General features: G+C 76.3%; 22 protein-coding genes. 4 read left to right on the top strand and 18 right to left on the bottom strand.

What is annotated here, in order from left to right; genetic code table 11:
• Positions 1 to 39: 39 nt before the first annotated feature.
• The 5 genes from MY526_RS08655 to MY526_RS08635 form a co-directional block, all read right to left on the bottom strand.
• A complete protein-coding gene (locus tag MY526_RS08655) occupies positions 40 to 252 on the bottom strand; it encodes a hypothetical protein (protein WP_436692803.1) in 213 nt (70 codons plus the stop codon).
• A gap of 141 nt (positions 253 to 393) precedes the next feature.
• Positions 394 to 558: a hypothetical protein gene (locus MY526_RS08650; RefSeq protein WP_436692804.1), complete on the bottom strand. Its 165-nt coding sequence runs from the start codon at positions 556 to 558 to the stop codon at positions 394 to 396.
• A gap of 88 nt (positions 559 to 646) precedes the next feature.
• Positions 647 to 871 (bottom strand): WhiB family transcriptional regulator, encoded by a 225-nt coding sequence (locus MY526_RS08645; protein ID WP_436703714.1) that lies wholly within the window; start codon positions 869 to 871, stop codon positions 647 to 649.
• Between the two features lie 257 nt (positions 872 to 1,128).
• Positions 1,129 to 1,440 carry a hypothetical protein gene (locus tag MY526_RS08640; RefSeq protein ID WP_436692807.1) on the bottom strand — a complete coding sequence of 104 codons (312 nt, stop codon included), beginning with the start codon at positions 1,438 to 1,440 and terminating at the stop codon, positions 1,129 to 1,131.
• A gap of 184 nt (positions 1,441 to 1,624) precedes the next feature.
• Positions 1,625 to 3,640: an ATP-dependent helicase gene (locus tag MY526_RS08635; RefSeq protein ID WP_436703713.1), complete on the bottom strand. Its 2,016-nt coding sequence runs from the start codon at positions 3,638 to 3,640 to the stop codon at positions 1,625 to 1,627.
• Positions 3,641 to 3,783: 143 nt separating this feature from the next.
• Here MY526_RS08635 and MY526_RS08630 point away from each other — a divergent pair, with 143 nt between their 5' ends.
• The 3 genes from MY526_RS08630 (at position 3,784) to MY526_RS08620 (ending at position 5,383) form a co-directional block, all read left to right on the top strand.
• A complete protein-coding gene (locus tag MY526_RS08630; protein WP_436692811.1) occupies positions 3,784 to 4,047 on the top strand; it encodes a mycoredoxin in 264 nt (87 codons plus the stop codon).
• A gap of 143 nt (positions 4,048 to 4,190) precedes the next feature.
• Positions 4,191 to 4,682, top strand: coding sequence for an ANTAR domain-containing protein (locus MY526_RS08625; protein ID WP_436703712.1), 492 nt, complete (start codon positions 4,191 to 4,193; stop codon positions 4,680 to 4,682).
• Positions 4,683 to 4,777: 95 nt separating this feature from the next.
• Positions 4,778 to 5,383: a uridine kinase gene (locus tag MY526_RS08620; protein WP_436703711.1), complete on the top strand. Its 606-nt coding sequence runs from the start codon at positions 4,778 to 4,780 to the stop codon at positions 5,381 to 5,383.
• Here the strand turns inward: MY526_RS08620 and nudC are convergent.
• The 6 genes from nudC to MY526_RS08590 all read right to left on the bottom strand — a co-directional run bounded on the left by nudC (position 5,349) and on the right by MY526_RS08590 (position 12,251).
• Positions 5,349 to 6,320, bottom strand: a complete 972-nt coding sequence (nudC, locus tag MY526_RS08615) for an NAD(+) diphosphatase (protein WP_436692816.1) — start codon at positions 6,318 to 6,320, stop codon at positions 5,349 to 5,351. The two genes, MY526_RS08620 and nudC, sit on opposite strands and share 35 nt — an antisense overlap.
• A complete protein-coding gene (locus MY526_RS08610) occupies positions 6,317 to 7,687 on the bottom strand; it encodes a M16 family metallopeptidase (protein WP_436692818.1) in 1,371 nt (456 codons plus the stop codon). Before MY526_RS08610 ends, nudC begins: the two co-directional genes overlap by 4 nt.
• Positions 7,684 to 8,994, bottom strand: a complete 1,311-nt coding sequence (locus tag MY526_RS08605) for a M16 family metallopeptidase (protein ID WP_436692820.1) — start codon at positions 8,992 to 8,994, stop codon at positions 7,684 to 7,686. Before MY526_RS08605 ends, MY526_RS08610 begins: the two co-directional genes overlap by 4 nt.
• A gap of 141 nt (positions 8,995 to 9,135) precedes the next feature.
• On the bottom strand, positions 9,136 to 9,819 hold the full coding sequence (locus tag MY526_RS08600; protein ID WP_436703710.1) for a hypothetical protein: 684 nt from the start codon (positions 9,817 to 9,819) through the stop codon (positions 9,136 to 9,138).
• A 90-nt stretch (positions 9,820 to 9,909) separates the two neighbouring features.
• Positions 9,910 to 10,794 carry a DUF2510 domain-containing protein gene (locus MY526_RS08595; protein WP_436703709.1) on the bottom strand — a complete coding sequence of 295 codons (885 nt, stop codon included), beginning with the start codon at positions 10,792 to 10,794 and terminating at the stop codon, positions 9,910 to 9,912.
• A 35-nt stretch (positions 10,795 to 10,829) separates the two neighbouring features.
• Positions 10,830 to 12,251 (bottom strand): M20/M25/M40 family metallo-hydrolase, encoded by a 1,422-nt coding sequence (locus MY526_RS08590; RefSeq protein WP_436703708.1) that lies wholly within the window; start codon positions 12,249 to 12,251, stop codon positions 10,830 to 10,832.
• A 57-nt stretch (positions 12,252 to 12,308) separates the two neighbouring features.
• On the opposite strand from MY526_RS08590, the gene MY526_RS08585 reads away from it, so the two are divergent.
• Positions 12,309 to 13,145, top strand: coding sequence for an alpha/beta fold hydrolase (locus tag MY526_RS08585; RefSeq protein WP_436703707.1), 837 nt, complete (start codon positions 12,309 to 12,311; stop codon positions 13,143 to 13,145).
• Between the two features lie 3 nt (positions 13,146 to 13,148).
• Here the strand turns inward: MY526_RS08585 and MY526_RS08580 are convergent, their stop codons facing one another.
• From MY526_RS08580 to MY526_RS08550, 7 genes are all read right to left on the bottom strand, one after another.
• Positions 13,149 to 16,460: an ATP-dependent helicase gene (locus MY526_RS08580; RefSeq protein ID WP_436692827.1), complete on the bottom strand. Its 3,312-nt coding sequence runs from the start codon at positions 16,458 to 16,460 to the stop codon at positions 13,149 to 13,151.
• Positions 16,457 to 19,642, bottom strand: a complete 3,186-nt coding sequence (locus MY526_RS08575) for an ATP-dependent helicase (RefSeq protein WP_436703706.1) — start codon at positions 19,640 to 19,642, stop codon at positions 16,457 to 16,459. Before MY526_RS08575 ends, MY526_RS08580 begins: the two co-directional genes overlap by 4 nt.
• Before the next feature lie 61 nt (positions 19,643 to 19,703).
• Positions 19,704 to 20,036, bottom strand: a complete 333-nt coding sequence (locus MY526_RS08570; protein WP_436692831.1) for an MGMT family protein — start codon at positions 20,034 to 20,036, stop codon at positions 19,704 to 19,706.
• Positions 20,033 to 21,046 carry a hypothetical protein gene (locus MY526_RS08565; protein WP_436703705.1) on the bottom strand — a complete coding sequence of 338 codons (1,014 nt, stop codon included), beginning with the start codon at positions 21,044 to 21,046 and terminating at the stop codon, positions 20,033 to 20,035. The genes MY526_RS08570 and MY526_RS08565 overlap by 4 nt, the downstream gene beginning before the upstream one ends.
• A 90-nt stretch (positions 21,047 to 21,136) precedes the next feature.
• Positions 21,137 to 21,721 carry a TIGR03086 family metal-binding protein gene (locus MY526_RS08560; RefSeq protein ID WP_436692835.1) on the bottom strand — a complete coding sequence of 195 codons (585 nt, stop codon included), beginning with the start codon at positions 21,719 to 21,721 and terminating at the stop codon, positions 21,137 to 21,139.
• Between the two features lie 124 nt (positions 21,722 to 21,845).
• Positions 21,846 to 23,006, bottom strand: coding sequence for an adenylyltransferase/sulfurtransferase MoeZ (gene moeZ / locus MY526_RS08555; RefSeq protein WP_436692837.1), 1,161 nt, complete (start codon positions 23,004 to 23,006; stop codon positions 21,846 to 21,848).
• Positions 23,007 to 23,180: 174 nt separating this feature from the next.
• Positions 23,181 to 24,066 (bottom strand): DUF3152 domain-containing protein (locus tag MY526_RS08550; RefSeq protein ID WP_436703704.1); only part of this gene is annotated, 886 nt, incomplete at its 5' end.

Here is a 24,066-nt window from a genome sequence, read left to right as displayed (position 1 = left end):
GGGTCACCGCCTGACGGGGGGTGACCGCCCTGACCGGCCTCAGGGCTCCGGGTCCAGGCGCGCCTCGACGTCCCGCACCGAGCGCCGCAGGCAGTCCGGGCACAGCGCCGTGACGCGGGCGGTGGCCGCCGTCCGCTCCTCCTGCTGAGCCCCCGTGGGCCGCGGTGGGACCGCCAGCGACCAGCCCCTCGCGACGTCGGCCGCGGTGCCCCGTCGCCCGCACGCCGCACAGACGATGCCCTCGTCCTGCACGCGTGCAGCCTCCTCCTGACCGGGGCCGAGGGACAGGAGGAGGCCGGGTCCGGACGCACCGGGAGCGTCCGGACCCGGCCTCGGTGGCGCCGTCCGGAGGCTCGCCCCGAACGGAGCGAGGGGTGAGGACGGGCTCCTCTCTCAGTGGACGGCGGCGCTGGCCCGCGCGGCGCGGCGCGACGCGTACTCCGCGCGACGGGCCCAGCGGCGAGCCGCACGCACCCGGCGGGCGCGGGCGTCGGCGGCGGCCTGGTTGCGCAGCTCGCGCAACCGGTCGACGGCCAGGTCGTACTCGATGGCGTTCACGGCAGGTCCTCGGGTTTCTCGGGTCGAGCCCACGGGGCCGCGGGCCGGGATGTCGTTCGTCGGGTGGATGGGGTCGGGAGGTCCTCCCTCACGCGACGGCCACCTTGCGGGGGCGACCACGCGGGCGCTTGCGTGGGATGACCACGCCCCGCTCGAAGATCTCCCCGCCCCAGACGCCCCACGGCTCGCCGCGGTCCAGGGCGCCGGCCAGGCAGGCGTCACGGACCGGGCACTCGGCGCAGAGGGTCTTGGCCTGCTCCAGCTGGGCCGGGCTCTCCGCGAACCACAGGTCGGGGTCGTTCCGGCACGGCAACGGGCGCCGTACCGGTGCCGGCGCCGCGGGGGCGGCCGGCCGTCGGGGAAGGGAACCGCCGGTCCGGGGGAGCCCGGGTCGGCGGTGGGACGTCGGGCGGTCGATCGTCTGCTGCACTGCCGCTCCTCCTCGTACTCGTCGTCCACGGCCGGCGGGGGCCCGCCGACCGGAGGTCGGGGCCGGGTGCCGCGGACAAAGAGAGAGGCCGCGGTACCCAGGGTTCGGGTTCCGCGGCCTCGAGGAGGACCTGGCGAGCGCTAGCTCAGCGGTCTCCTCGAGGGGTGGATCCCGAGGGTGGTGCCGGTGTTCTGCTGGATGTGCTTCGGGCCGAAGGTGGCGCCGAGGGCATCGGGCGTGCGGGCGTCGTCGCCACGGCCGGTGGGCACGAGGTCGAAGGCGGGCACGATGCCGCAGCCGGAGGTGCCGAGGACGCGCGGGACGGCGGTCATGGGCAGGGTGCGCAGGCGCGCGGTCATCGGACGCTCAGCGGGAACGGCGACCGGACGCACGACGAGGCTCCCCGACCCGGAGACCCCGGCGGGGGCAGCGATCCACGTGGTGCTGATCATCGTGTCCCCTCCTCCCGGGGTCGGATCCCGGCCACTCGGCCGGTCTCAGGTCTGGTGCGGCTCGGGGCGGTGCCCCGAGCGCGAGATGGACAGTAGGGGGACCGCGTGAAGGGGGTCAACGCATTTAATCCCGCCGTGTCGGCGGCACCGCGGTCCCCCGTTGGCCGTCACGTCGGGTGAGAGCTCATGAACCGACGGTCGCCAGAACGTCCTCGCCGTACAACTCCAGCTTCCGCGCGCCGATGCCGGGCAGGGCCGCGAGCTCGCGGAGACTCGCGGGCCTGGCTTCGGCGATGGCCTGCAGCGTCGCGTCGGTGAACACCACGTAGGCGGGCACCGAGGCGGAGGCGGCCGCCTCGCTGCGCCAGGTGCGCAGCCGTTCGAACAGCTCGCCGGCCTCGCCGTCGAGCACGACCTTGGCCTTCTTCTGCTTCCGCACCGGCGCGGCGGAGGGGGTGGACTCGGGGACCAAACCGGTGAGGAAGCGGCTGCGCGGCCGGGCCCGGCGCCCGCCCGGGTTGCGGGCCAGGGACCACGACAGGGTCAGGTGTTCCCGGGCACGGGTGACGGCGACGTAGAGCAGCCGCCGCTCCTCCTCCACCGCCTCGGGCCGGCTCAGCGACTGGGAGATCGGCAGGACGCCGTCCACCAGTCCGACGACGAAGACGGCGTCCCACTCCAGGCCCTTCGCCGCGTGCATCGAGGCCAGCGTGACGCCCTGCACCGTGGGGGCGTGCTGGGCGTCGGCCCGGGCGGCCAGGTGGGCCACGAATCCGGCGAGGTCGATCGTCGGGTCCTCGGCGACCAGGTCGACGGCGAGGTCGACCAGCGCCGCGAGGGACTGCCAGCGGTCGCGGGCGGCCCCGCCGGGCGGCGGGCGGTGCTCGACCCAGCCGGTGGAGGCCAGCACGTCGCGGACGGTGGGCACCAGCGCGCCCGGCTCCGACCCGCCCGCCGCGGCGCCGCGCAGCAGGAGGACCGCCTCGCGCACCTCGGGCCGTTCGAAGAACCGCTCCCCACCGCGCAGCACGTACGGGACGCCGGCGTCGGTCAGCGCGTTCTCGTAGACCTCGGACTGGGCGTTGATCCGGAACAGCACCGCGATCTCGGCGGCCGGCATCCCGGCCTCGATCATGGCCCGGCAGGCCTGGGCGACCGCCGCGGCCTCGGCGGGCTCGTCGGGGTGCTCGAAGAACCGCGGGGCCGGGCCCTCGACGCGCTGGCCGAGCAGCCGCAGGCCGGGCAGCCCCTTGCGCCGGGGCGCCTGGCCGATGAGCTTGTTGGCCAGCGCCACCACCTGGGGTGTGGAGCGGTAGTCGCGCTCGAGCTTGACCACCTCGGCGTCGGGATAACGGTCGGCGAAGCCCAGCAGGTAGTCGGGGTCGGCGCCGGTGAACGAGTAGATGGTCTGGTTGGGGTCGCCGACGACGCAGACGTCGGCCCGCCCGCCGAGCCAGGCGTCGAGCAGCCGCTGCTGGAGCGGGTTGACGTCCTGGTACTCGTCGACGACGAAGGTCCGGTACTGCGCCCGCACCTCGCGGGCGACCTCCCGGTGCTGCTCGATCGCGAAGGCGGTGACCAGCAGCAGGTCCTCGAAGTCCAGGGCGCCGTCGCGCTGCTTGGCCGACTCGTAACTGGCGTACACCTGCGCGACGGCGGCCGGCTCGAACGGCGGCTCGCGGCCGGCGGCCTGCGCGCGGGCCGGGTAGTCCTCCGGCGTGGCCAGCGTGGTCTTGGCCCACTCGATCTCGCTGGCGAGGTCGCGCAGGCTGGTGCGGTCGGTGGACAGCCGGGACCGTGACGCGGCGGTGGCGACCAGCCGCAGCTTGTTCTCGACCAGCCCGGGCATGGGGCCGCCGAGCACGCGGGGGGCGAAGTAGCGCAGCTGCCGCATCGCCGCGGCGTGGAAGGTGCGGGCCTGCACCCCGCCCACGCCCAGCGCGGCCAGGCGGGTCCGCAGCTCCCCCGCGGCCCGGGCGGTGAAGGTCACCGCGAGCACCTGCTCGGGAGAGAAGGCACCGGTGTGCACGCCGTAGGCGATCCGGTGGGTGATGGTGCGGGTCTTGCCGGTGCCCGCACCGGCGAGGATGCACACCGGTCCGGACACCGCCTGCGCGGCGGCGCGCTGCTCGTCGTCCAGCTGCGCGAGCACCGCGTCGGCACCGCGGATGACGCCCGGTGCTCCGGCGCTCTGCGACATCAGGCCCCCCGTCTCCTCGTCGGCCGTCGACCATCCTCCCAGCCGCGGACGACAGGCGGGGGAAGCATCCCCAGGGGCGTTGCGTTGTCCCCAACAGAAGCCGCGGTCCCGCGGCGAGCCCGTACACCTGGAGGACCTGCTCGATGAGCGCTGCCACCGCCGCCGTGACGATGTACACCACCACGTGGTGCGGGTACTGCGTGCGACTCAAGAAGATGATGCAGCGCGAGGGCATCGAGTTCGCCGAGGTCGACATCGAGCGCGATGCGGCCGCGGCGGACCTCGTCATGCAGGCCAACGGAGGCAACCGCACGGTCCCGACGCTGGTCTTCCCCGACGGCAGCGCGCTGACCAACCCGAGCATCGACCAGGTCAAGGCCCAGCTGGTGCAGGCCGCCGGCGCCTGACGGGCGACGACGCACGGCCTGACGGCGAGTGATCCCGGCACCGCTGTGCGCGACCAGGCATGATCGGGCGCCAGGGACCGCATCCGCGGCCCCCGGAGACCCCGGCCGGCCGGCCGGGCCAGCCCCGCGCGGAGGCCCCCGTCGTGAGTTCGAGCGTCGAGCACGCAGCCTCCGCGGCCGCCTGCCCTGACGACGCGCTCGGGTCGGACGGGCCTGCGGTGATGGTCGTGCGCACCGGCCGTGGGTGGGCGGTGCTCTCCCCCGGCCGTGCCGAGGACGTCGGCGACCTGGTCGAGGGCATGTCGCTGGCCGACCTCGTCGCCGAGGAGGCCGGCGCGCTGGTCGAGCCGGGTCGCTCCGCCCGCCGGGCCGCCCGTGGCGCGCCCGGGGAGGCCTCTCCGGACGCCGATCCGCGGGACGCCCGCCTGGCCGCCCTGGAGCGGACGGTGGCCCAGCTGGAGCACGCGCTCGCCGCCCGGGTCGCCACCGAGCGCGCGATCGGCGTGCTCGCCGAGCGGCACGGCACCACGCCCCGCGCGGCCTTCGACCAGCTCCGCGGCGCGGCCCGGTCGCAGGGCCGGCCGGTCGCCGAGCTGGCGCGCGAGGTGCTCGAGGAGCTGGAGAGCCGGTCCTGATCCGTCCGGAGCCGCTCACCCCGGCGGCGCTGGCCGACCGGCTCGCCGCGCTGCTGGCCGGGCTCGCTCCCGAACCGGCGGCGACCGCGCTGCGGGTGGCGGTCGACGGGCCCGACGTCGCCGGACCGGAGGACCTGGCCCGGTCGCTGGCCGAGCGGCTCCCGGCGCTGGGCCGCGCCGCCGTCGTCGTCCCGGCCGGGGGGTTCCTGCGGCCGGCGTCGCTGCGGCTGGAGCACGGGCGCACCGATCCCGACGCCCGCTACACCGACTGGCTCGACGCCGGCGCCCTCGCCCGCGAGGTCCTCGACCCGGTGGGGTCCGGCGGGTCGGGCGAGTACCTGCCGGTGCTGTGGGACGTCGAACGCGACCGCGCCGCCCGCGCCCGCCCGGAGCCGATGCCGGCCGGCGGGGTGCTGCTGGTGCCCGGCTCGCTGCTGCAGGGGCTCGGGCTGGCCTTCGACGTCGTCGTCCACCTGCGCGTCACCCCGGCCGCCCGGCGGCGGCGCACGCCCGGTGGGCAGGCCTGGGAACTGCCGGCCTTCGACCGCTACGACGCCGAGGTGGACCCGGCGGCGCTGGCGGACGCGGTGGTCCTGGCCGACTCCCCCGACCACCCTGCCCTGGTGCTGCAGGGCCGGTTCGCCCAGCCGCCCGCGCCGCTGGGCTTCAGCCGAGCTCGCCGGCCACCCAGCGGTCGATGATGTGCCGGGCGATGGAGACCGCCGGGGGCAGCATCCGCGGACCGGTGCCCGAGCGCAGCTCCTCCCGCGTGAACCAGTGGGCCTCGTCGATCTCGGTGGGGTCCAGCCGCAGTGTCGGGTCACCCTCGACGCGGGCGGTGAAGCCGAGCATGAGCGACTGGGGGAACGGCCAGGGCTGGCTGCCCACGTAGCGGATGTCCCGCACCCGCAGGCCCACCTCCTCGGCGACCTCCCGCGCGACCGCGCCCTCGGCGGACTCCCCCGGCTCGACGAACCCGGCGAGGATCGAGAAGCGCCCGGGCGGCCAGACCGCCTGCCGGCCGAGGACGCATCGGTCGCCGCCGTCGTGGACGAGCATGATCACGGCCGGGTCGGTGCGGGGGAACAGCTCCGCGCCGGTGTGCGGGTCGCGCTGCACCCAGCCGGCCCGCTCGATCGTCGTCGCGGCGCCCGAGAGCGGGCTGAACCGGTTGCGGTCGTGCCACTCGAGGATGCCGATGGCCTGGGCGAGCAGGCCGGCGTCGAGGTCGCCGAGGTCGGCGCCGACGTCGCGCAGGCCGGCCCAGGTGTCGACCGGCCGGCCGGAGACGGTCAGCCGCCGGTCGCCCCGCACCACGGCGTAGGGCACGCCGTCGGCCTCACCGAGGTACACCGCCCCGTCGGGCAGCTCGGGCCGTTCCTCCCAGACCAGCCGCGGGCCGCCCTCCGCCTCGGTGACCGGCACCGTCAGGCGCTCGTCGACGGTGAGCACCAGCACGGCGCGACCGCCGGTGGGGTCGGGCAGCGCGCGGGCCAGGTGGCCGCGGTCGTGCGCGGACCGGGACAGCACCGGGATCGGGCCGGGCGCCGACGGCGCGCTCTCGGGCCAGGAGATCCGCGCCGGGTCGTCGGCGGGCGGGTTGTCGGCCGGGGTGCTGCCGCCGGCCGGGACCGTCACGGGGCCACCTCGTCCACCGGCGCGGCGGAGGCCTGGACGTCGACCGGACCGAGCGCGCGCAGCTCGTCGGCCACCCGCGCGGCGTCGCCGACGACGACGGCGGTCAGCCCGATCGGCTGCAGATAGCGGCGGGCCGCCGCCTGCACCTGCTCCACCGTCACCTCGGCCAGCGCGCGCTGGTGCTCGGCGAGCCACCCGGGCGCCAGGCCAGCGCCGACCAGCGCGGACAGCGTGCTGGCCAGCCCGGCGTGCGTGGCCGTGGCCAGCGCCATGCTGCCGAGCACGTACCGGCGCGCGCCGTCGAGCTCCTCGGCGGTGACCGGCGTCAACGCCATCCGGCCCAGCTCGTACCAGGTCTCCAGGAGCGCCGGCGCGGTGACCTCGGTGGCGACGTCGGCCTCGACGAGGAACGAGGAGGCGGCGGCCAGGTGGTCGACCGAACTGCGCGGGCTGTAGCTGTACCCGCGCCGCTCGCGGATGTTCTCCACAAGCCGCGAGGAGAAGTAGCCGCCGTAGACCATGTTGGCCAGCCGGACCGCCGGCAGGTCGGGGTCGGTGCGGCTGGGCGCGGGGCCGCCGAGCCGGAGGTTGGACTGCACCGCCCCCGGCCGGTCGACGACCTCCAGGTGGCCGGGCGCCAGCTGCGGCGCCGGCGGGGCGGCCACCGCCGTCCCCTCCCCGGTCCAGCCGGCCAGCGCGGTGCCGACGGCGTCGACGGCGGCGGCCGGGTCCAGGTCTCCGACGAGGACCAGTGTGCTGCCGGCCGGCAGCACCCGGTCCCGGTGCAGCTTGCGCAGCGCCTGGCTGCGCACGGCGCCGACGAGGTCGACCGACGGCAGCTGCTCGGCGTACGGGTGCGTGCCGTAGCGCCGCGCGGCCAGCGCGGTGCGGGCGATGACCCCGGGCTGGGAGCGGGCGATGGCGATCCGCTCGGCGACGCGGGCGCGCTCGGCCTCCACCAGGTCGGCCGGGTAGGTGGCGCTGGTGAGCACCTCGGCGAGCACGCCGAGCACTGGGGCGAGGCCCTCGGCCAGCAGCGTCGTCGAGAACAGCAGCCGGTCGGGGTCGGTCGAGACCGACAGCTCGCCCCCGTGGGCCTGCACCTGCTGGGCGATGCCGGTCGCGTCGTGCGCGCTGGTGCCGAGCAGGACGGCGCCGGAGAGCACGGACGCCCGGGCGGTGTGCTGGGCGGCCGCGCGGGCGGTGGCCGCGGCGAAGGGCACCCGCAGCCGCAGCTCGACCAGCGGGACGCCGGGCCGCGGGACGACGACCAGCCGCAGTCCGCTGGGCAGGGCCGCCTCGGTGACGGCCAGCTCCGGCTGCGGGCGGGGCTCGCCCAGCGGCGGGATCAGGTCAGGGGCGGTCACCGTCGTCCTCCCGTGGCACGCAGTTCCAGCACCGCGGCGGTGCCGGGGTCCAGGCCCCGGGCTGCGGCCTGGACGAGATCCGGCGTGACCGCGGCCAGCCGGGCGGCGAGCTCGCCGGCCAGCTCGGCGCGGCCGTGGACCAGCTCGGCGGTGGCGAAGGCCAGGGTCCGACCGAGCACCGAGTCCGCCTGGCGGAGCAGCTGGGCCTCGGTGCGGGCCTGGACGCGGGCCAGCTCCTCGGCTCCGACGCCGTCCTTGGCGATCCGGCCGACCTCGTCGTGGACGGCGGCGAGCACCTGCTCCGCGGTCACCGCCGCCGGGTGGTGCACCTGGGTAGTGAGCAGGGTGGCGTCCCGGACGTCGAACGGGTCGCCGAACAGTCCGACGTAGCTGCTCTGCGCGACGGCGAGCTGGTCGTCGTGCACCAGCCGGCGCTCCAGGCGGGAGGCGTCGCCCTCGCTGAGCAGCTCGGCCAGCAGCACGGTGCCGAGATAGGTGTCCAGGTCACCGACCGGGTCGGGCACCCGCCAGCCGATCGCGACGGCGGGGGCCGGGGCCAGCCGGTCCTCGACCACGCCGGTCCGGGCCGTCGCCGGCGAGGGCTCGCCGGTGGCCGGCGTCGGCGGCACCTCGCGCGCCTCGATCGGGCCGAACCAGCGGCGCACCAGGCGCTCGGTCTCCTCGACGTCGAGGTCCCCGCCCAGGCACAGGACCGCGTTGCCCGGCGCGTAGTAGCGGTGGAAGAAGTCGGCGGCGTCGTCGACCGTGGAGGACTCCAGGTCGACGAACGAGCCGTAGCCGTCGTGGGTGTTGGCGAAACTCTCGAAAGCGATCTGCGGCAGCTGCAGCCACGGGAACGCGCCGTAGGGCCGGTTGAGCACGTTGACCCGGATCTCCTCCTTCACCACGTCGATCTGGTTGCGGAGGTTCTCCTCGGTGATGGCCGGCGCCGCCATGCGGTCGGCCTCGAGGAAGAGCGCGCGCTCCAGCGCCTCGGCCGGCAGCGCCTCGTAGTAGTTCGTGTAGTCCTGGTGGGTCGAGCCGTTGAAGGTGCCCCCGGCGGCCTGCACCAGGCGGGCGTGCTCCATCTTGGGCACGTTGGCCGAGCCCTGGAACATGAGGTGCTCGAAGAGGTGGGCGAATCCGGTGCGGCCCTCGGGCTCGTTGCGCATCCCGACGTCGTAGGAGACGGTCACGGCGACCACCGGCACGCTGCGGTCGGGCGCGAGCACGACCCGCAGGCCGTTCTCCAGGCGGAAACGCTCCACCGGGTGCCGGAGGGTGAGGTCGGCCCCAGCTGCTGTCACGTCCCGACACTAACCGGGCCCGGGGACCTGCCGTCGTGCGGTCGACCCTCCGGCGTCGCGGCGGCCTCCCGGCGCCGCGCGACCGCCGGACCCGGTCGGGCCCGGCGATCGCCGCGGGGAGGGACGGCGGAGCGGGCGGCGTCAGTCGTCGCCGCCGCGGCCGCGGCCACGCCCGCGACCCGAGTCGTCACCGGGGCCGTCGTCGGAGCCGTGCCCACCGCCGACCCGGCCGGCGGAGTCGTCACCGGGGCCGTCGTCCGATCCGTGCCCGCCGCCGACCCGGCCGTCCGAGTCGTCGTACCCGCGCCCGGTCGTCGGCGCCGACGGCGCCGTGGTGGCCGGGGAGTCGTCGCCGCCGCGGCCGTCGTCGCGCGGTCCCTCGACGGAGAACTGCGGCGTCCCGTCCACGCAGGTGACCTTCACCTCGAGCTTCTGGGAGCCGTACTCGAACTCCACCTCGCCGGGGCGCGGAGAGTCGTCCAGCCACCACCCGGGTGCCGGAGCGCCCGCGTAGGAGAGCGCGCCGCCGTCGCAGGTGGCGGTGACCGTGCCGGCGACGGTCACCTGCTCTCCCCCCGAGGAGGCCGGCGGCGCCGGCGCCGGGGCGCTCGACGACGGGTCGCTCGACGACGAACTGCTCGACGACGGGTCGCTCGACGACGAACTGCTCGACGACGGGGCGGACGGCTGGCTCGAGGTGGCCGAGGCCGGCCGGGTGTCGGGTGCGGCGTCGGCGTCGACGACCGCGACGGAGAGCAGACCGAGGCCGACGGCTGCCGCCGCCGACGCGGTCCAGAGGACTCGGGGAGCGAGGGTTCGTGTCATGGCGCAGACGATGTCGCCGGCCTGGTCAAGGCCCCGCTAAGGGAACGTCAAGGGCCGGTGCGGATCCGTGCGCGGCGCCGGGAGGAGCGATCAGAGCACCTCGACGCCGTCGACGACCTGGTCGATCACGCCGTACAGCTCCGCGTGGGTGTTCGGGATGGACACGTAGAGCAGCGCCGGCGCCGGACGGCCGACGTCGACGAGCAGCAGGGCGGCCCGCTCTCCCGTCGCGTCGTAGCCCTCGACGTCCCACGACAGGTCGAACTCGAGCAGGTGCGCCCGGGCGCCGTCGACCGTGCGGGCCTCGTCGCGCAGCACCCGCCGCTCGTTGGGCCGCGGGTAGTAGTTGACCCGCACGCTGTCGGCGACCTGGGCGACGGTGCCCTGCAGGCTGTCCGGACCGGCGTACCCGAACCCGGACGCCAGCGGCCCCGAGGTGCACTGGGCGATGAAGGTCCCGCCGTCCGGCGTGAGGTCCTGCGTGGTGAAGAACTGCCCGGCGACCGAGGTCGTCTCGAAGACCGTGCCGAGGCTGTACTCGTACCAGCCCTCGAGGTGCGGGTAGGCGATGCCGGCCTGCTCGTCGACGATCCGGACGGTGCCCGGCGGGAAGGTCGGCCCGGGCGGCGTCGTGGCACCGGGGCCCGCGGCCCCGGCGGCGTCCTCCAGCGGAGCCGAGGGGCGGCCGACCAGCAGCGCGATGACGACGACCAGCACGAGGCCGAGGACCGACAGGCCGACCACCCACGCGGTGCGCCGCCCGGACGGGGACGGCGCGGAGGGCTCCGGCGCGGTCTCCGGCGCGGCGGGAACGGCGGGCGACGCCGGGGGCGCCTGCACCCGCACACCGGGGCCGACCGGTGTGGTGACGTCGGACCACGTCGCGCCGTCCCACCAGCGCACCATGCCGGGGGTGCCGTCCGGGTCGGGGTACCAGCCCGGCGGTGCGCCTCCCGTCTGCCCTGCTGCCGTCACGCCTGCACCCTAGGACGGCGAGGCCGCCGGCCCGGTCAGCGCCGGGCGGGGAACGGCACGGCGGCCAGCTCCCGCCACAGGTGCGCCGCCGCCTCCGCGCCGCGGTACAGCATCGGCAGGAGCACCCGCTCGTTCGGCGAGTGGATGCGGTCGGTGGGCAGCCCGGCGCCGAGGAACAGCAGCGGCGCCCCGAGGGCGTCGACCAGGTCCGCTTCCGGTCCGCTGCCGCCCTCGCGGGTGAAGAGGACGTCGCCGGGATCCCGGTCGAAGGCGCGCCCTATCGCGGCGATCAGGGTCGCCATCGCCGGGGAGTCGAGGTCGCTGGCGCACGGCGAGACACCGCCGGCCGGGACGTGCACGTCGGCCTCGATGCCCTCGGGGGTGTGGGCCGCGACCCAGGCGCGGACCTGGTCGCCCAGGTCGGCCGGGTGCTGGTCGGCGACCAGCCGGAAGGTGATCTTCGCGTGCGCCTCGGCCGGGATGATCGTCTTGTGGCCGGGGCCGGTGTAGCCGCCCCACATGCCGTTGACCTCGGCGGTGGGCCGGGCACCGATCCGCTCCAGCGTGCTGAACCCGGCCTCGCCGGCGGCCACGCGGGACGCCGCGGGCCCGGCCAGCCAGGCCTGCTCGTCGAACGGCACCCGGGCCATCAGCTCCCGCTCGCGGTCGGTGAGCGGCCGCACCTTCTCGTAGAAGCCGGGCAGGGTCACCCGGCCCTGGTCGTCGTGCAGGCCGGCGATCAGCGTCGCCATCGCGTGCAGCGGGTTGGGGACGCCACCCCCGAAGGAGCCCGAGTGCAGGTCGACGGCGGGTCCGCGCAGCGTGATCTCGGCGTCGGCCAGCCCGCGCATCGCGACCACCGCGCTCGGCACGTCCGGCGCCGCCATCCCGGTGTCACTGACGACGACGACGTCGCAGGCCAGCCGGTCGGCCTGCGCGCGCAGCAGGTCGGCGAAGTGCGGGGAGCCGGACTCCTCCTCGCCCTCGATCAGCAGCTTGACGGTGACCGCCGGGGTGTCCCGGCCGGTCGCGGCGAGGTGGGCGCGGATGCCGAGGAGGTGGAAGGCGACGTTGCCCTTGTCGTCGATCGCGCCACGCGCGTGCAGCTCGGGACCGTCGGGGCCCTCGACCCGCGTGGGCTCGAACGGCGGGTGCTGCCACAGCTCCACGGGGTCGACCGGCTGGACGTCGTGGTGCCCGTAGACCAGGGCCACCGGAGCGCCCGGTTCCGCCGCGGGCCACTCCGCGAAGACCGCGGGTGCCCCGGGGGTCGGCCAGACCTCGACGGCCGGGAACCCGGTGCGGCGCAGCGCGCCGGCCAGCCACTCGGCGCTGGCCGCGACGTCAGCGGCGTGCACCGGGTCGGCGGAGATGGAGGGGATGCGCAGCCAGGCGTCGAGGTCGGCGTGCAGGTCGTCGAGGTGCGCGGTGACGAAGTCGCGTTCGGGGCTGCTCACGGGCGCCGACGCTAGCGCCGGGCGCGGTGGCACCCGTGCGCGGCTACCGTCGCGGTCATGGCGGGACAGCTGCTGCGGGTGGACGTCGGCGACCTCACCTTCGACGTCCGGGCCGACGGGCCCGACGACGGCCGGCCGGCGCTGCTGCTGCACGGGTTCCCCGAGACGTCGCTGTCGTGGGCGGCGGTCACCCCACGGCTGACCGAGGCGGGGCTGCGCACCTACGCCGTCGACCAGCTCGGCTACTCGCCGGGCGCACGGCCGGCCGAGGTCGGCGCCTACGCGCTGCCGAACCTGGCCCAGGTGACCGCGGACCTCATGACCGCGATGGACGTGCCCCGCGCCGACCTCGTCGGGCACGACTGGGGCGCCAACGTCGCCTGGGCGCTCGCCGCCTGGCACCCCGACCGGGTGCGCTCGCTCACCGCGGTCTCCGTGCCGCACCCGACGGCGTTCACCGCGGCCTGGCGCTCGGACCCCGAGCAGCAGGAGCGGTCGGCCTACATCCGGCTGTTCTGGCAGGAGGACAAGGCCGAGGAGGTGCTGCTGGCCGACGGCGCCCGGCGGCTGCGGCGCATGTTCGGCGGCGACGTCCCGGCCGAGGCGGTCGACGAGTACGTGGCGGTGCTGTCGGCGCCGGGCGCCCTCACCGCGGCGCTGAACTGGTACCGCGCGATGAGCTCGGGCGCCCCGGTGGAGCACGTGGCGGTGCCGACGACCTTCGTGTGGAGCGACGCCGACGTCGCGATCGGCCGGACGGCCGCCGACGGGTGCGCCGGCTGCGTCACCGGCGACTACCGGTTCGTCGAGCTCCCCGAGGTGAGCCACTGGATCCCCGAGCAGGCGCCCGACGCGCTGGCCGCCGCGATCCTCGACCGGGTCGCCTCGAGCTGAGGCTCAGCGGCTGGTTCCGGTGACCAGCCCGAGCAGGCCGGCCTCGTCGAGCAGGTCGACCGGGCGGACGGTGACCCCGGCCGCGACGTGGTGGAAGCCGGCGCTGACCCGCTCCACCGGGACGCCGGTCAGCCGCGCCCAGCCCAGCCGGTAGGCCGCCAGCTGCACCCCCGCCGCGGCCAGCTCCGCGCCCGACGGCGGCGGGCCGGTCTTCCAGTCGACGACCTCGAAGCCGCCGTCGGCGTCGGCGAACACCGCGTCGATCCGGCCGCGCAGGGTCAGCGGGCCCAGCGGCGTCTCGAACGGCACCTCGACCTCGACCGGCTGCCGGTCGGCCCACTCGCTGGCGAGGAACGCCTCCTGCAGCTCGGCCAGCGCGCTGTCGGGGGCGGCGAACTCGTCGCCGGAGCCGGGCAGGTCGTCGAGGTCGACCAGCCGGGCGGCGCCGAACCGCTCCTCCAGCCAGGTGTGGAAGGCGGTGCCGCGGCGGGCCTGGGGGGCCGGTGCCGCAGGCATCGGGCGGCGCAGCCGGCGGGCCAGCTCGGCCGGGTCGCGGCGGAGGGTGACCAGAGCCGACACCGACAGGTGCGAGGGCAGCGGGACGTCGACCGTCGGGCGGGCCGCGGCCGCCCGCTCGCGCAGCAGCAGGTCGGCGTCGCGCACCCACTGGTCGACCAGCGGGTCGGGCTCACCGAGCCGCAGGTCGGGGTCGAGGGGGTGCGGAGCGGCACCCGCGACCAGCTCGGCCGCCGCGGTCAGGGCACGGCGGCGTCCGGACGAGAGCGGGTCGGCCGGCCACACGCCGACCGGCCACTCGGCGAGCGCCGGGTTCTCCGCACCCTCCTCCGGGGCCGGCGCCCACTGGACGACCGTGCCGGCCCCGGCCTCGCAGGCCTCGCGGACGGTGTGCAGCAGGGACGACGGCCCGCACGGGTTCACCCCGTCGCGCCACCAGCTCCCCGAGCAGAGCAGCAGGTGCCGGGCGCGGGTGACGGCGACGTAGCCGAGCCGGATCTCCTCGCCGGTGCCGAAGGCCTTCCAGTCCTCGACGTACTGCTCGAGGGCCTCCTTGACCACCGCCTGGTCGCCCGAGCCGGGCACCGGCAGCCGGAGCCGGGGCAGTTCCTCGCGGTCGACGGTGCGCAGGTCGGCCGGGACGGCGCCGGGGTCCTTGATCCAGGAGTCGCTCGCGCCGGGCTTGGCCGGAAACTGGTCGACGGTCATGCCCGGGACGGCGACGACGTCCCACTCCAGGCCCTTGGCCGAGTGCCCGGTGAGCAGCTGGACCGCCTCGGGGTTGACGGTGACCTCCCCGGGTTCCAGGCCGCGCTCCCGCTCCTCCGCGTCGCGCAGGTAGCCGAGGAAGGCCGGCAGCGAGGGCAGCTCGGCGAGCTCGGTGAACTGCGCGGCGACGGTGTGCAGCGCATCGAGGTGCGCGCGGGCGCCGGCCGGGCTGACCTCGGGCGCGCTGGCCAGCTCCGTCTCCAGGCCGAGGGTGCGGGCGACCTCGTCGACCAGGTCGGGCAGCGGCTCCCCCAGCCGGCCGCGCAGGTGGGCCAGCTCCGCCCCCAGCCGCCGCAGCCGCCGGTACCCCTCGGCCGAGTAGGCGTCGGCGTCCCCGAGGTCGTCGAGCGCCTCGACGATGCTGCCCCGCTCCTGCGGCGCCTCGGCCGCGCCCCCCTCGCTCTCGCGGGCGGGGCGGCGGGAGTGCACGAGCGTGCGGGCGCGGGCCTCCAGGGCGGCGAGGTCACGGGGGCCGATCCGCCAGCGGGCGCCGGTCACGAGCCGGCCGAGCGCGTCGCCGGCGGTCGGGTCGACGAGCACGGTGAGGGTGGCGACGACGTCGGAGACCTCGGGCACCTCGAGCAGCCCGCCGAGGCCGACGACCTCGACCGGCAGGTCGCGCGCCCGCAGCGCGGCGGCGATCCCGGGGAGCTGCTTGCGGGTGCGGGCCAGCACCGCGACGGTCGGCGGACGGCCGTCGGGGCGGCGGCCGACCACCGGGTCGGTGCCGTGCCAGCAGGCGGCCAGCCGGTCGGCGAGCGCGGCGGTCTCCTCGGCGACGGTGCCGTAGAGGCCCACGCCGACCGACCCCCGCGCGGCCGTGGGTGACGGTGCGAGGTCCGGCAGCGGCACGTCCGGCGGGGGCAGCATCGCCGAGACGGCGTTCGCGACGGCCAGCACCGACTCGTCGTTGCGCCAGCTGGTGGCCAGCGTGAGCCGCTCGGCACGGCGGTCGCGGACCCCCGGGAAGGTGCGGGTGAACCGCTCGATGGTGCCGGCGGACGCGCCGCGCCAGCCGTAGATGGACTGGCGGGGGTCGCCGACGGCGAGCACCGGGTGACCGGTCTCCCCACCGAACAGCGCCTCGAGCATGCGCAGCTGGCCGACGCTGGTGTCCTGGTACTCGTCGAGCAGGACCACCTGCCAGCGGGCCCGCTCGCGGCGGCCCACCTCGGCCGAGCTGACCGCGATCCGCGCGGCGTGGGCCACCTGGTCGGCGTAGTCGATCGCCCCGGCGGCGCGCTTGCGGGCCTCGAAGGCCTCGACCAGCGGCAGCAGCGCCACCCGTGCCCGCTGCCGGGCGAGCACGTCCAGCACGTCCTTGTAGGGGCCCTTCTTGCGCGGCGCGTCCGGGTAGCCGGCGACCTGCGCCTCGAGCCGGGCGGTCCAGGCACGCAGCGCGGCCGGTGTGACGTCGTGCTCGCCCATCTCCGCGGCGAGGGCGAGCACGTCCTCGACCGTGGTGAGCAGCGAGAGCGGGACGTCCTCCATGTCGCCGGTGTAGGCGGCCACCACCTGGGCCGCCTGGCCCCAGCACATCGCCGGGCCGAGCACCCCGGCGCCGGGCTCGACGCCGATCCGCAGGCCGTGCTCGGCCACCAGCGCGGCCGCGTAGCCGTGGTAGGTGGCGACCGTGGGCTGCGCCACCTCCAGCCGCGCGCGCAGCTCCTGGTCGGTGTCGCGGTGCCGGGCCAGCGCGCCGAGCCGCAGCTGGACGCGCTCGTTGAGCTCGCTGGCCGCCTTGCGGGTGAAGGTCAGGCCGAGGACGGCCTCGGGCTCCACGACCCGGTTGGCGATCAGCCAGGCGACCCGGGCCGCCATCGTCTCCGTCTTGCCCGAGCCCGCGCCGGCGACCACCACCAGCGGCCGGTCGGCGGGGGCGGCGACCACCCGGGCCTGCTCCTCCGACGGCGCGTAGGACAGCCCGCACCGGAGGGCCACCTCGGCCGGCGTCAGCAGCCGCCGGGGGGCCGGCTCGGACGCGGTCTCCTCGCCGAAGAGGTCGTCGAAGGACAGCTGCTCGGCGGTCACGCGGTCACCTGGCGGCCGCGCTCGTGCATCGGGCAGCTGCGGCGGGCCGGGCAGCGCTGGCAGTGCGGGCCGGTGCGCACCTCGAACGCGCCGCCGCCCATCCCCTCCGCCACCGCGGTGATCAACTCCCCGGCCACCGTCTGCTCCAGCGGCACGTCGGCCGGCAGCGGCTCCTGGTGCTGCTCCTTGGCCTTGGCGCCGCTGCCGACCTGCAGCAGGGCGGCGCCACCGGGGACGGTGCCGTGGGCGGCGAAGCCGCCGGCGGAGACGGCGACCTGGTAGGCGGCCAGCTGCCCGTGCTCCTCGACGTTGCGGGCCACCGTCCTGCCGGTCTTGAGGTCGACGACGACCAGCCGGCCCTCGGCGTCGCGCTCCAGCCGGTCGACCTGGCCGCGCAGTCGCGCGCGGCCGACGACGACGTCGAAGTCCTCCTCCGCCGCCACCAGCTCCCGCCGGTTGGCCCCGTGCCAGCGGAGGAACCGCTCGAGCATCTGCTGGGCCGTGGCGCGCTGACGCTGGTCGGACCAGCCCGGACCGAGGTCGAGCCGGTCGAGCTCGACCGCCAGCTCGTCGGGTGCCTCGGCCGGGGGCAGCCCCTCGGCGACCCGCTGGGCCACGGCGTGCACCGCCGAGCCGACGGTGCGGGTGGCGTCCGGGGAGGCCTCCGCGCCGACCGCCCCGAGCACCCAGCGCAGGGGGCAGCGCTGGAAGGTCTCGATCGCCGAGGGCCGCACCCGGACCGTCGCCTCGGCGGGCACGAGCGGGGCGTCGTCGGAGAGGGGGGCCAGGCCCCACCAGTGCCGGGACGCCGCGCCGGGCACGCCCTCGTCGGCCAGCCGGCGGAGCACCGCCGCGGCGGCGGACCGGCGGGCGGCCGGGGTGTGCGGGTCGGTCACCGCCCGCCGCAGCTCGGCCACGAGGGCGGGCAGGGTCAGCGAGCGGGGCAGCTCGGTGAGCGGGCGGCCGTCCTCCGGCGGCGGGACGACCAGGTCGAGGAAGCGGGAGGCGGTGGCGCCGGCCTCCGCGCCGTCGAGGGCGCCCTGCACGGCGGTGACCACCAGCCGGCTCCGGGCCCGGGTGCAGGCCACGTAGAACAGCCGCCGCTCCTCGGCCAGCGCGAGCGTGCGCCGGTCCACCGCGGCCCCGTCGATGCCGGCCGCGCGCTCCACCAGTGCCTCGGTGCCGAGGAGGGACCCACGATCCCGGAGGTCGGGCCACACCCCCTCCTGCACGCCGGCCACGCAGACGACGTCCCACTCCAGGCCCTTGGACGCGTGGGCGGTGAGCAGCCGGACGGTCTCGTCGGTGGCCGCCCGCGCGGCGCCGGTGTCACCGGGCAGCTCCTGTGCCGACAGGTGCCCGACGAAGGCCCGGACGTCGGCCGAGGGCAGCCGGTCGACGAAGCCGGCGGCGGCGTCGAACAGCGCGACGACGGCGTCCAGGTCGCGGTCGGCGACGGCGCCGGCGGCGCCACCGCCGGCACTGGCCCGCGCCCACCGGCCGGCCAGCCCGCTGCGCTGCCACATCGCCCACAGCACGTCCTCGGCGGTGCCGTCGGAGGCCAGCGCCACCCGGCCGGCGGCCAGCACGCCGGCGACCCGGAGGGCCGGGCGGGCCACGTGCTCGTCCAGCGTGTCGAGCAGCAGCTCGTCGGTCAGCGCGACCGCCAGCGGGGTGCCGCGCTCGGCGGCGTCCACGCCCTGCTCGGCCAGCGCGATGCGGACCGCGCGGCGCAGCCGGCGCAGGTCGAGCACCGTGGCGCCGCCCAGCGGGGAGGCCAGCAGCGCCTCGGCCGCAGGCTCGTCGAGCCCCGCGGGCTCCCCGTCGTCGCCGGGGAGCAGCGCGGCGAGCGCGCCGAGGAACGGGGCGACGGCCGGCTGCGCGGCCAGCGGCAGGTCGTCAGCGGAGATCGCCGCGGGGACCCCGGCCGAGGTCAGCGCACGGCGCAGCGGCCCCAGCGCGGCCGCCGTCCGGACGACGACGGCCATCCGCGACCACGGCACCCGGTCGAGCAGGTGGGCGCGGCGCAGCACGTCGGCGAGGTAGGCGGCCTCGACGGCGGCCGCCCCGAAGACGTGCACCTCCGCGGCGCCGTCGTCGGTGCCCTCGACCGGGCGCAGCCCGCGGTGCTCCCAGGGCCCGGGCAGCCCCTCGGCCACCTTCCGGCTGATCCGCAGCAGCTCCGCGCCGGAGCGCCGGCACACGCCGAGGGAGAGCCGGTCGGCACGGCGGCCGTCGGCGTGCCGGAACCGCTCGGGGAACTCGACGATGCCGCGCGGCTCGGCTCCGCGGAAGGCGTAGATGGCCTGGTCGGGGTCGCCGACGGCGACGAGGTCCCCGCCGCCGCCGGCGAGCAGCTCGAGCAGCTCCACCTGGGCGGGGTCGGTGTCCTGGTACTCGTCGACGAACAGCCAGCGGGCCCGCTCGCGCTCCTGGCGCAGCAGCTCGGGGTCACCGGCCAGCTCGGCGATGGCCTCGCGGACCAGCTCGGCCGGGTCGTACCCGGAGGCGTCACCGCGGCCGGCGGTGGCGAACGCCGTCACGGCCTCGTACTGCTCCTGGAAGGCCGCCGCGTGCACCCAGGCCTCGTGCCCCAGCTCCCGCCCCCACGCGGCCATCTGGTCGGCGTCCACGCCGCGCTCGGTGGCGCGCAGCAGCAGCTCGCGCAGCTCCGTGCGGAAGCCGGCGGTGGCCAGCGCCGGGCCGAGGGACGGCGGCCAGCGGACCGCACCCTCCTCCTCGACGTCGCCGCGCAGCAGCGAGGCGACGACGGCGTCCTGCTCGGCGGCGGTCAGCAGCCGGGGCGGCGGCTCACCGCGCAGCAGGGCGGCCCGGCGCAGCACGCCGTACGCGTACGAGTGGAAGGTGCGGGCCAGCGGCTCGCGGATGGTGCGGGCCACGCGGGCCGTGATGCGGGTGCGCAGCTCGGCCGCGGCCTTCCGGCTGAAGGTGAGCACGAGGATCTGCTCGGGGTCGACGCCGCGGTCGATGCGCGCGGCGACCGCCTCGACGATCGTCGTCGTCTTTCCGGTGCCGGGGCCGGCCAGCACCAGCAGCGGCCCGCCGGCGTGGTCGACGACGGCCTGCTGCGTGGGGTCCAGCCGGGGTGGCGCCAGGGGTGCCGGGTCGGTCTGCACGAGCCGGTAGACCGGCGCACCGTCCGCCCCCCGCAGTGCCGCCACCCCTCGATGACACCACGGGTGACCGACAGGCTCGGAACAGGTGGGGCGCGTGTGGTGGAAATCAGGGCCAGCCGACGGCGGCCAGGTCGACCCGGCCGTCGCGCACCGGGACGCCCTCGGTGGCCAGCAGCTCGAGCTGGCGGACGCGCACGGGCTCGGCGACCGAGCCGTCGGCGCGCACGACGCGGTACCAGGGGACCGCTCCCCCGCCCTGCGACAGCGCCCGCGCCACCCGGCGGGGCCCGACGCCGACCAGCCGACCGATGGCGCCGTACGTGCTCACCCGGCCGGGCGGGATGCGCTCGACGGCGTCGAACACCGCCTCGTCGACGTCCTCCGGATGCGCGGAGGCGCCCGGGGACGACTGTCCTCCGGGCGCCTCCGGCGAGGTCACAGCTGGTAGTCGCTGTTCGCGGTCCACCACGTGTAGAGGGCGCCGAGGTCGGCCTGGGTCGTTCCCGGGGCGCTGACCAGACCCTCGACGAGCGCGTTGTCGTCGGTCCAGAGGATGTTGACCGCCCCCTCCTCCGTATCGATCCAGCAGGCGGCGAGGCCGGCGTTGGACGAGGTGGTCCAGGCCTGGATCCCGGGCCCGGTGCTGCAGTCCTGCCCCTCGGGGAGCTCGGCGAGGCCGAGGGGGGTGACGTCGGTGAAGAACACCGTCTCCATCGCCTGCTGGTCCGGGTACAGCCAGAACCCGCCGGCGGCGGGGCCCGGCTGGGTGGCACTCGGGCCGCACACCGCGTGCGCGGTGGCGCCGTCGGAGCCGGGGTCGTCCTCGGCGCAGCCGGTCATCTCCGTCGGCAGGATCGCGAGCAGGTCACCGCCGGGCGCCGGGGCGTTCGACGGGGCGGAGCTGCTCGTCGACGAGCTGGACGACGACGAGCTGGACGACGACGAGCTGGACGACGAGCTCGCGGAGGTGGAGCTGCTCGCGGCGGTGTCGGTGTCGTCGTCGCCGCCCAGGGTGAAGAAGAGGATGGCGGCGACCGCGATGGCGGCGACCAGGGCGGCGGCGACCCCGATGACCAGACCCCGCTTGCCCTTGCCCGGCTGCTGGCCCGGCTGGCCGTACTGACCCGGCTGGCCGTAGGCGCCCGGCTGGCCGTACTGCTCCGGCTGCCCGTAGGGACCGGGCTGCCCCGGCTGGCCGTACGGGCCCGGCTGGCCGTAGGGGCCGGGCTGCCCCGGCTGGCCGTACGGGCCCGGCTGGCCGTAGGGGCCGGGCTGCTGCCCCGGCTGGCCGTACGGACCGGGCTGCGGGCCCGGCTGGCCGCCCTGTGGCTGTCCCCAGCCGCCCTGCCCCGGCTGGCCGCCCTGCGGCTGTCCCCAGCCGCCCTGCCCGGGTGGCTGCCCCGGCCCGCCGGGGCCGTAGGGATCCTGGCCCGAAGGGGGCTGACTCATCGATGACACCTCTCCTGCTGGGAAACGAGCGCACGCAGACTAGAGCGCCCGGTGCCCGTCCAGCGGGAAACCGCGGGTGCCGGGCGCGGCTCAGCCCCGGCGGCCGAGGCGGGCCAGCAGCCGGCTCTGCGGCGAGGCGGTGGGCGGCACGTCCAGCGGCGGGGCGAACAGCCCCGGCACGCCGTCGGCCGGCAGCCGCCCGGCGACGACCAGGCCCGCGGTGACCAGCACGGGGTCCAGGTCGGCGTCCCCGCCCGTGGCGCGGGCGAGATCCCAGGAGTGCACGGTCAGGTCGGCGGTCAGCTCCTCGATGTAGACGGCCGCGGACGTCGGCCCGCGGGACAGGTGCACCGTGTGCAGCAGGGCGCGGTCCGCGGCGAACGCGGTGAGCGCGGCGTCGGCGGCGGTCTCCCAGCCGGCCAGCGGATCGTCCCCGAGCAGGTCCTGGGTCGCGTCCGGGAACCGGCCGTCGATCAGGTCGTGCGGCTCGCCGGCCAGCAGCGGCGGCACCCAGAGCGCCTCGTCGACCAGGTGGGCCACGAGGTCGGCGACGGTCCACCCCGGCAGGGCCGGGTCCTCCCACTGATCGGGCTTGACCGCGTCGACCCGGTCGGTGAACGAGGCCTGCGCCCGCTGGTAGAGCTCGAGCAGTTCTGCAGCCGAGAAGTCGGACACGCAGTCAGTAGACAGCGCGAGGGCCCGGGCCGCCCCAGCGGGGGGACGACCCGGGCCCTGCGAGGTGGTGCAACGGCCCGCTGCGGGGTCCCGCCGCGGAGCTCGCGAGCAGCGGGGTCCTCGCTCAGTAGGTGGGCAGCGCCTTGTCGATCCGCGTGGCCCACGCCGTCACGCCGCCCTGGACGTGGACGGCGTCGGAGAAGCCGGCGTTCTTGATCGCGGCGAGCACCTCGGCGGAGCGGACGCCGGTCTTGCAGTGCAGCACGATCGGCTTGTCCTGGGGCAGCTGCGACAGCGCCCGGCCGGAGAGGATCTCGTCCTTGGGGATGAGCGTCGCGCCCGGGATCGAGACGATCTCGTACTCGTTCGGCTCACGGACGTCGATCAGCTCGAAGTCCTTGCCGGCATCCATCATGTCCTTGAGCTCGTCGACGGTGATCGTCGAGCCGGCGGCGGCCTCCTGGGCCTCGACCGACACGACGCCGCAGAAGGTCTCGTAGTCGATGAGCCCGGTGATCGGCTCGGCCTCCGGGTCCTTGCGCACCTTGATGGTGCGGAAGGTCATCTCCAGGGCGTCGTAGACCATGAGCCGGCCGAGCAGCGTCTCGCCGATGCCGGTGAGCAGCTTGACCGCCTCGGTGGCCTGGATGGCGCCGATCGTCGCGCAGAGCACGCCGAGCACGCCGCCCTCGGCGCAGCTGGGCACCATGCCGGGCGGCGGGGGCACCGGGTAGAGGTCGCGGTAGTTGGGGCCGTGCTCGTTCCAGAAGACCGAGACCTGGCCGTCGAAGCGGTAGATCGAGCCCCACACGTAGGGCTTGTTGAGCAGCACGCACGCGTCGTTGACCAGGTAGCGCGTGGCGAAGTTGTCGGTGCCGTCGACGATGAGGTCGTACTGGCTGAAGATCTCCATCACGTTGTCGCTGTCCAGCCGCGTCTCGTGCAGCCGGACGTCGACCAGCGGGTTGATCTCCTTGATCGAGTCCCGCGCGCTCTCGGCCTTGGACCGGCCGACGTCGGACTGTCCGTGGATGATCTGGCGCTGCAGGTTGGACTCGTCGACGGTGTCGAACTCGACGATGCCCAGCGTGCCGACACCGGCCGCGGCCAGGTACATGAGCACGGGCGAGCCGAGACCGCCGGCACCGACGGCCAGCACCTTGGCGTTCTTCAGCCGCTTCTGCCCGTCCATCCCGACGTCCGGGATGATCAGGTGCCGGCTGTACCGGCGGACCTCGTCGATCGAGAGCTCGTCGGCAGGCTCCACCAGGGGTGGCAGGGACACAGGTTGCTCCTCAGTTCCTCGACAGCGACCCGCGTGGGGTCGACGTTCGACGGAGCAACACCCTGACACGCGCCCCTGATTCCCGAGCCGGGCGGTCCTCCTCGGGCATCGGTGTGCGCTGACGCGCAGTTCCGTCGCCAGGAACTGCGCCCCAGCGCACACCGTCGGCCCGCGTCAGGGATACGGCCAGGCGTTCTTGGCGCAGCCGTCGAGGCCGAGGGTCTGCTGCTGCATGACCGGCGCGAGCTGGCCGATCCCGGGGCAGCTGCGGTGCCCGTTGCCGAGCGCGTGCCCGACCTCGTGGTTGACCACGTACTGGCGGTAGGTCGGGACGTCGCCCTGGTAGTCGGGGACGGCGGTCTCCCAGCGGGCCAGGTTGATGACCGCGCGGTCGCCGTAGCGGCAGGAGGTGTAGCCGCCGGTGCCGACCCCGGGGCAGTAGGTCTCCATGTTCAGCGGGCTGATCAGGGTGACCTTGAACTCGTAGGTGCCCGCCGCGGCCTCGTCGACGCCGACCCGCTGGAACGACATCCGCCCGCCGTTGCCCCACGACCGGGGATCGCCGAGCGTGGCCTCTACAGCGCCGGCGAAGGCGGCGGCGTCCACGCCGATGCCGTCCTCCACCTCGACCACGAAGCGGTGCAGGGGGCCGCTGCCGTACACGGCGGAGTTGCCCGGCACGACGCTCACGGTGCCCACCCCCTGCTGCACGAAGGTCGGCGACCCCTGCGGCGGCGGACCGGTCTCGGTGGGTGCGGCGTCGATCTCGGCCGACGCCGGGGACTCCGCCGCGGCGGGCGGGGTGCTCGCCGGGGTGGTCGGGGGCGCGGACGAGGCGGCGGTGCCCGTCGTCGTCGTGGGGGTCGTCGGGTCGAGGCCGACGACCAGGTCGACCAGGGTGAGCACGGTGGCCAGGGTCAACAGCGGGATGGCGTAGGCCCGCCATCCCCACCGGGTGAGGAACCGGCGCAGCCGGCCGCGCGGCCGGCTGCGGAGCGCCGGCGTGGCCGGCGGACGGCGGACCCCCGGCTCCCGGGTGGCGACGGCGCCGCGCGCCGCC

The organism is Geodermatophilus sp. CPCC 205761, assembly GCF_051383655.1.
Classification (GTDB): Bacteria; Actinomycetota; Actinomycetes; order Mycobacteriales; family Geodermatophilaceae; genus Geodermatophilus.
Note: the sequence above shows the minus strand (reverse complement) of the source record. Positions and strands in the feature narration are given on the sequence as shown.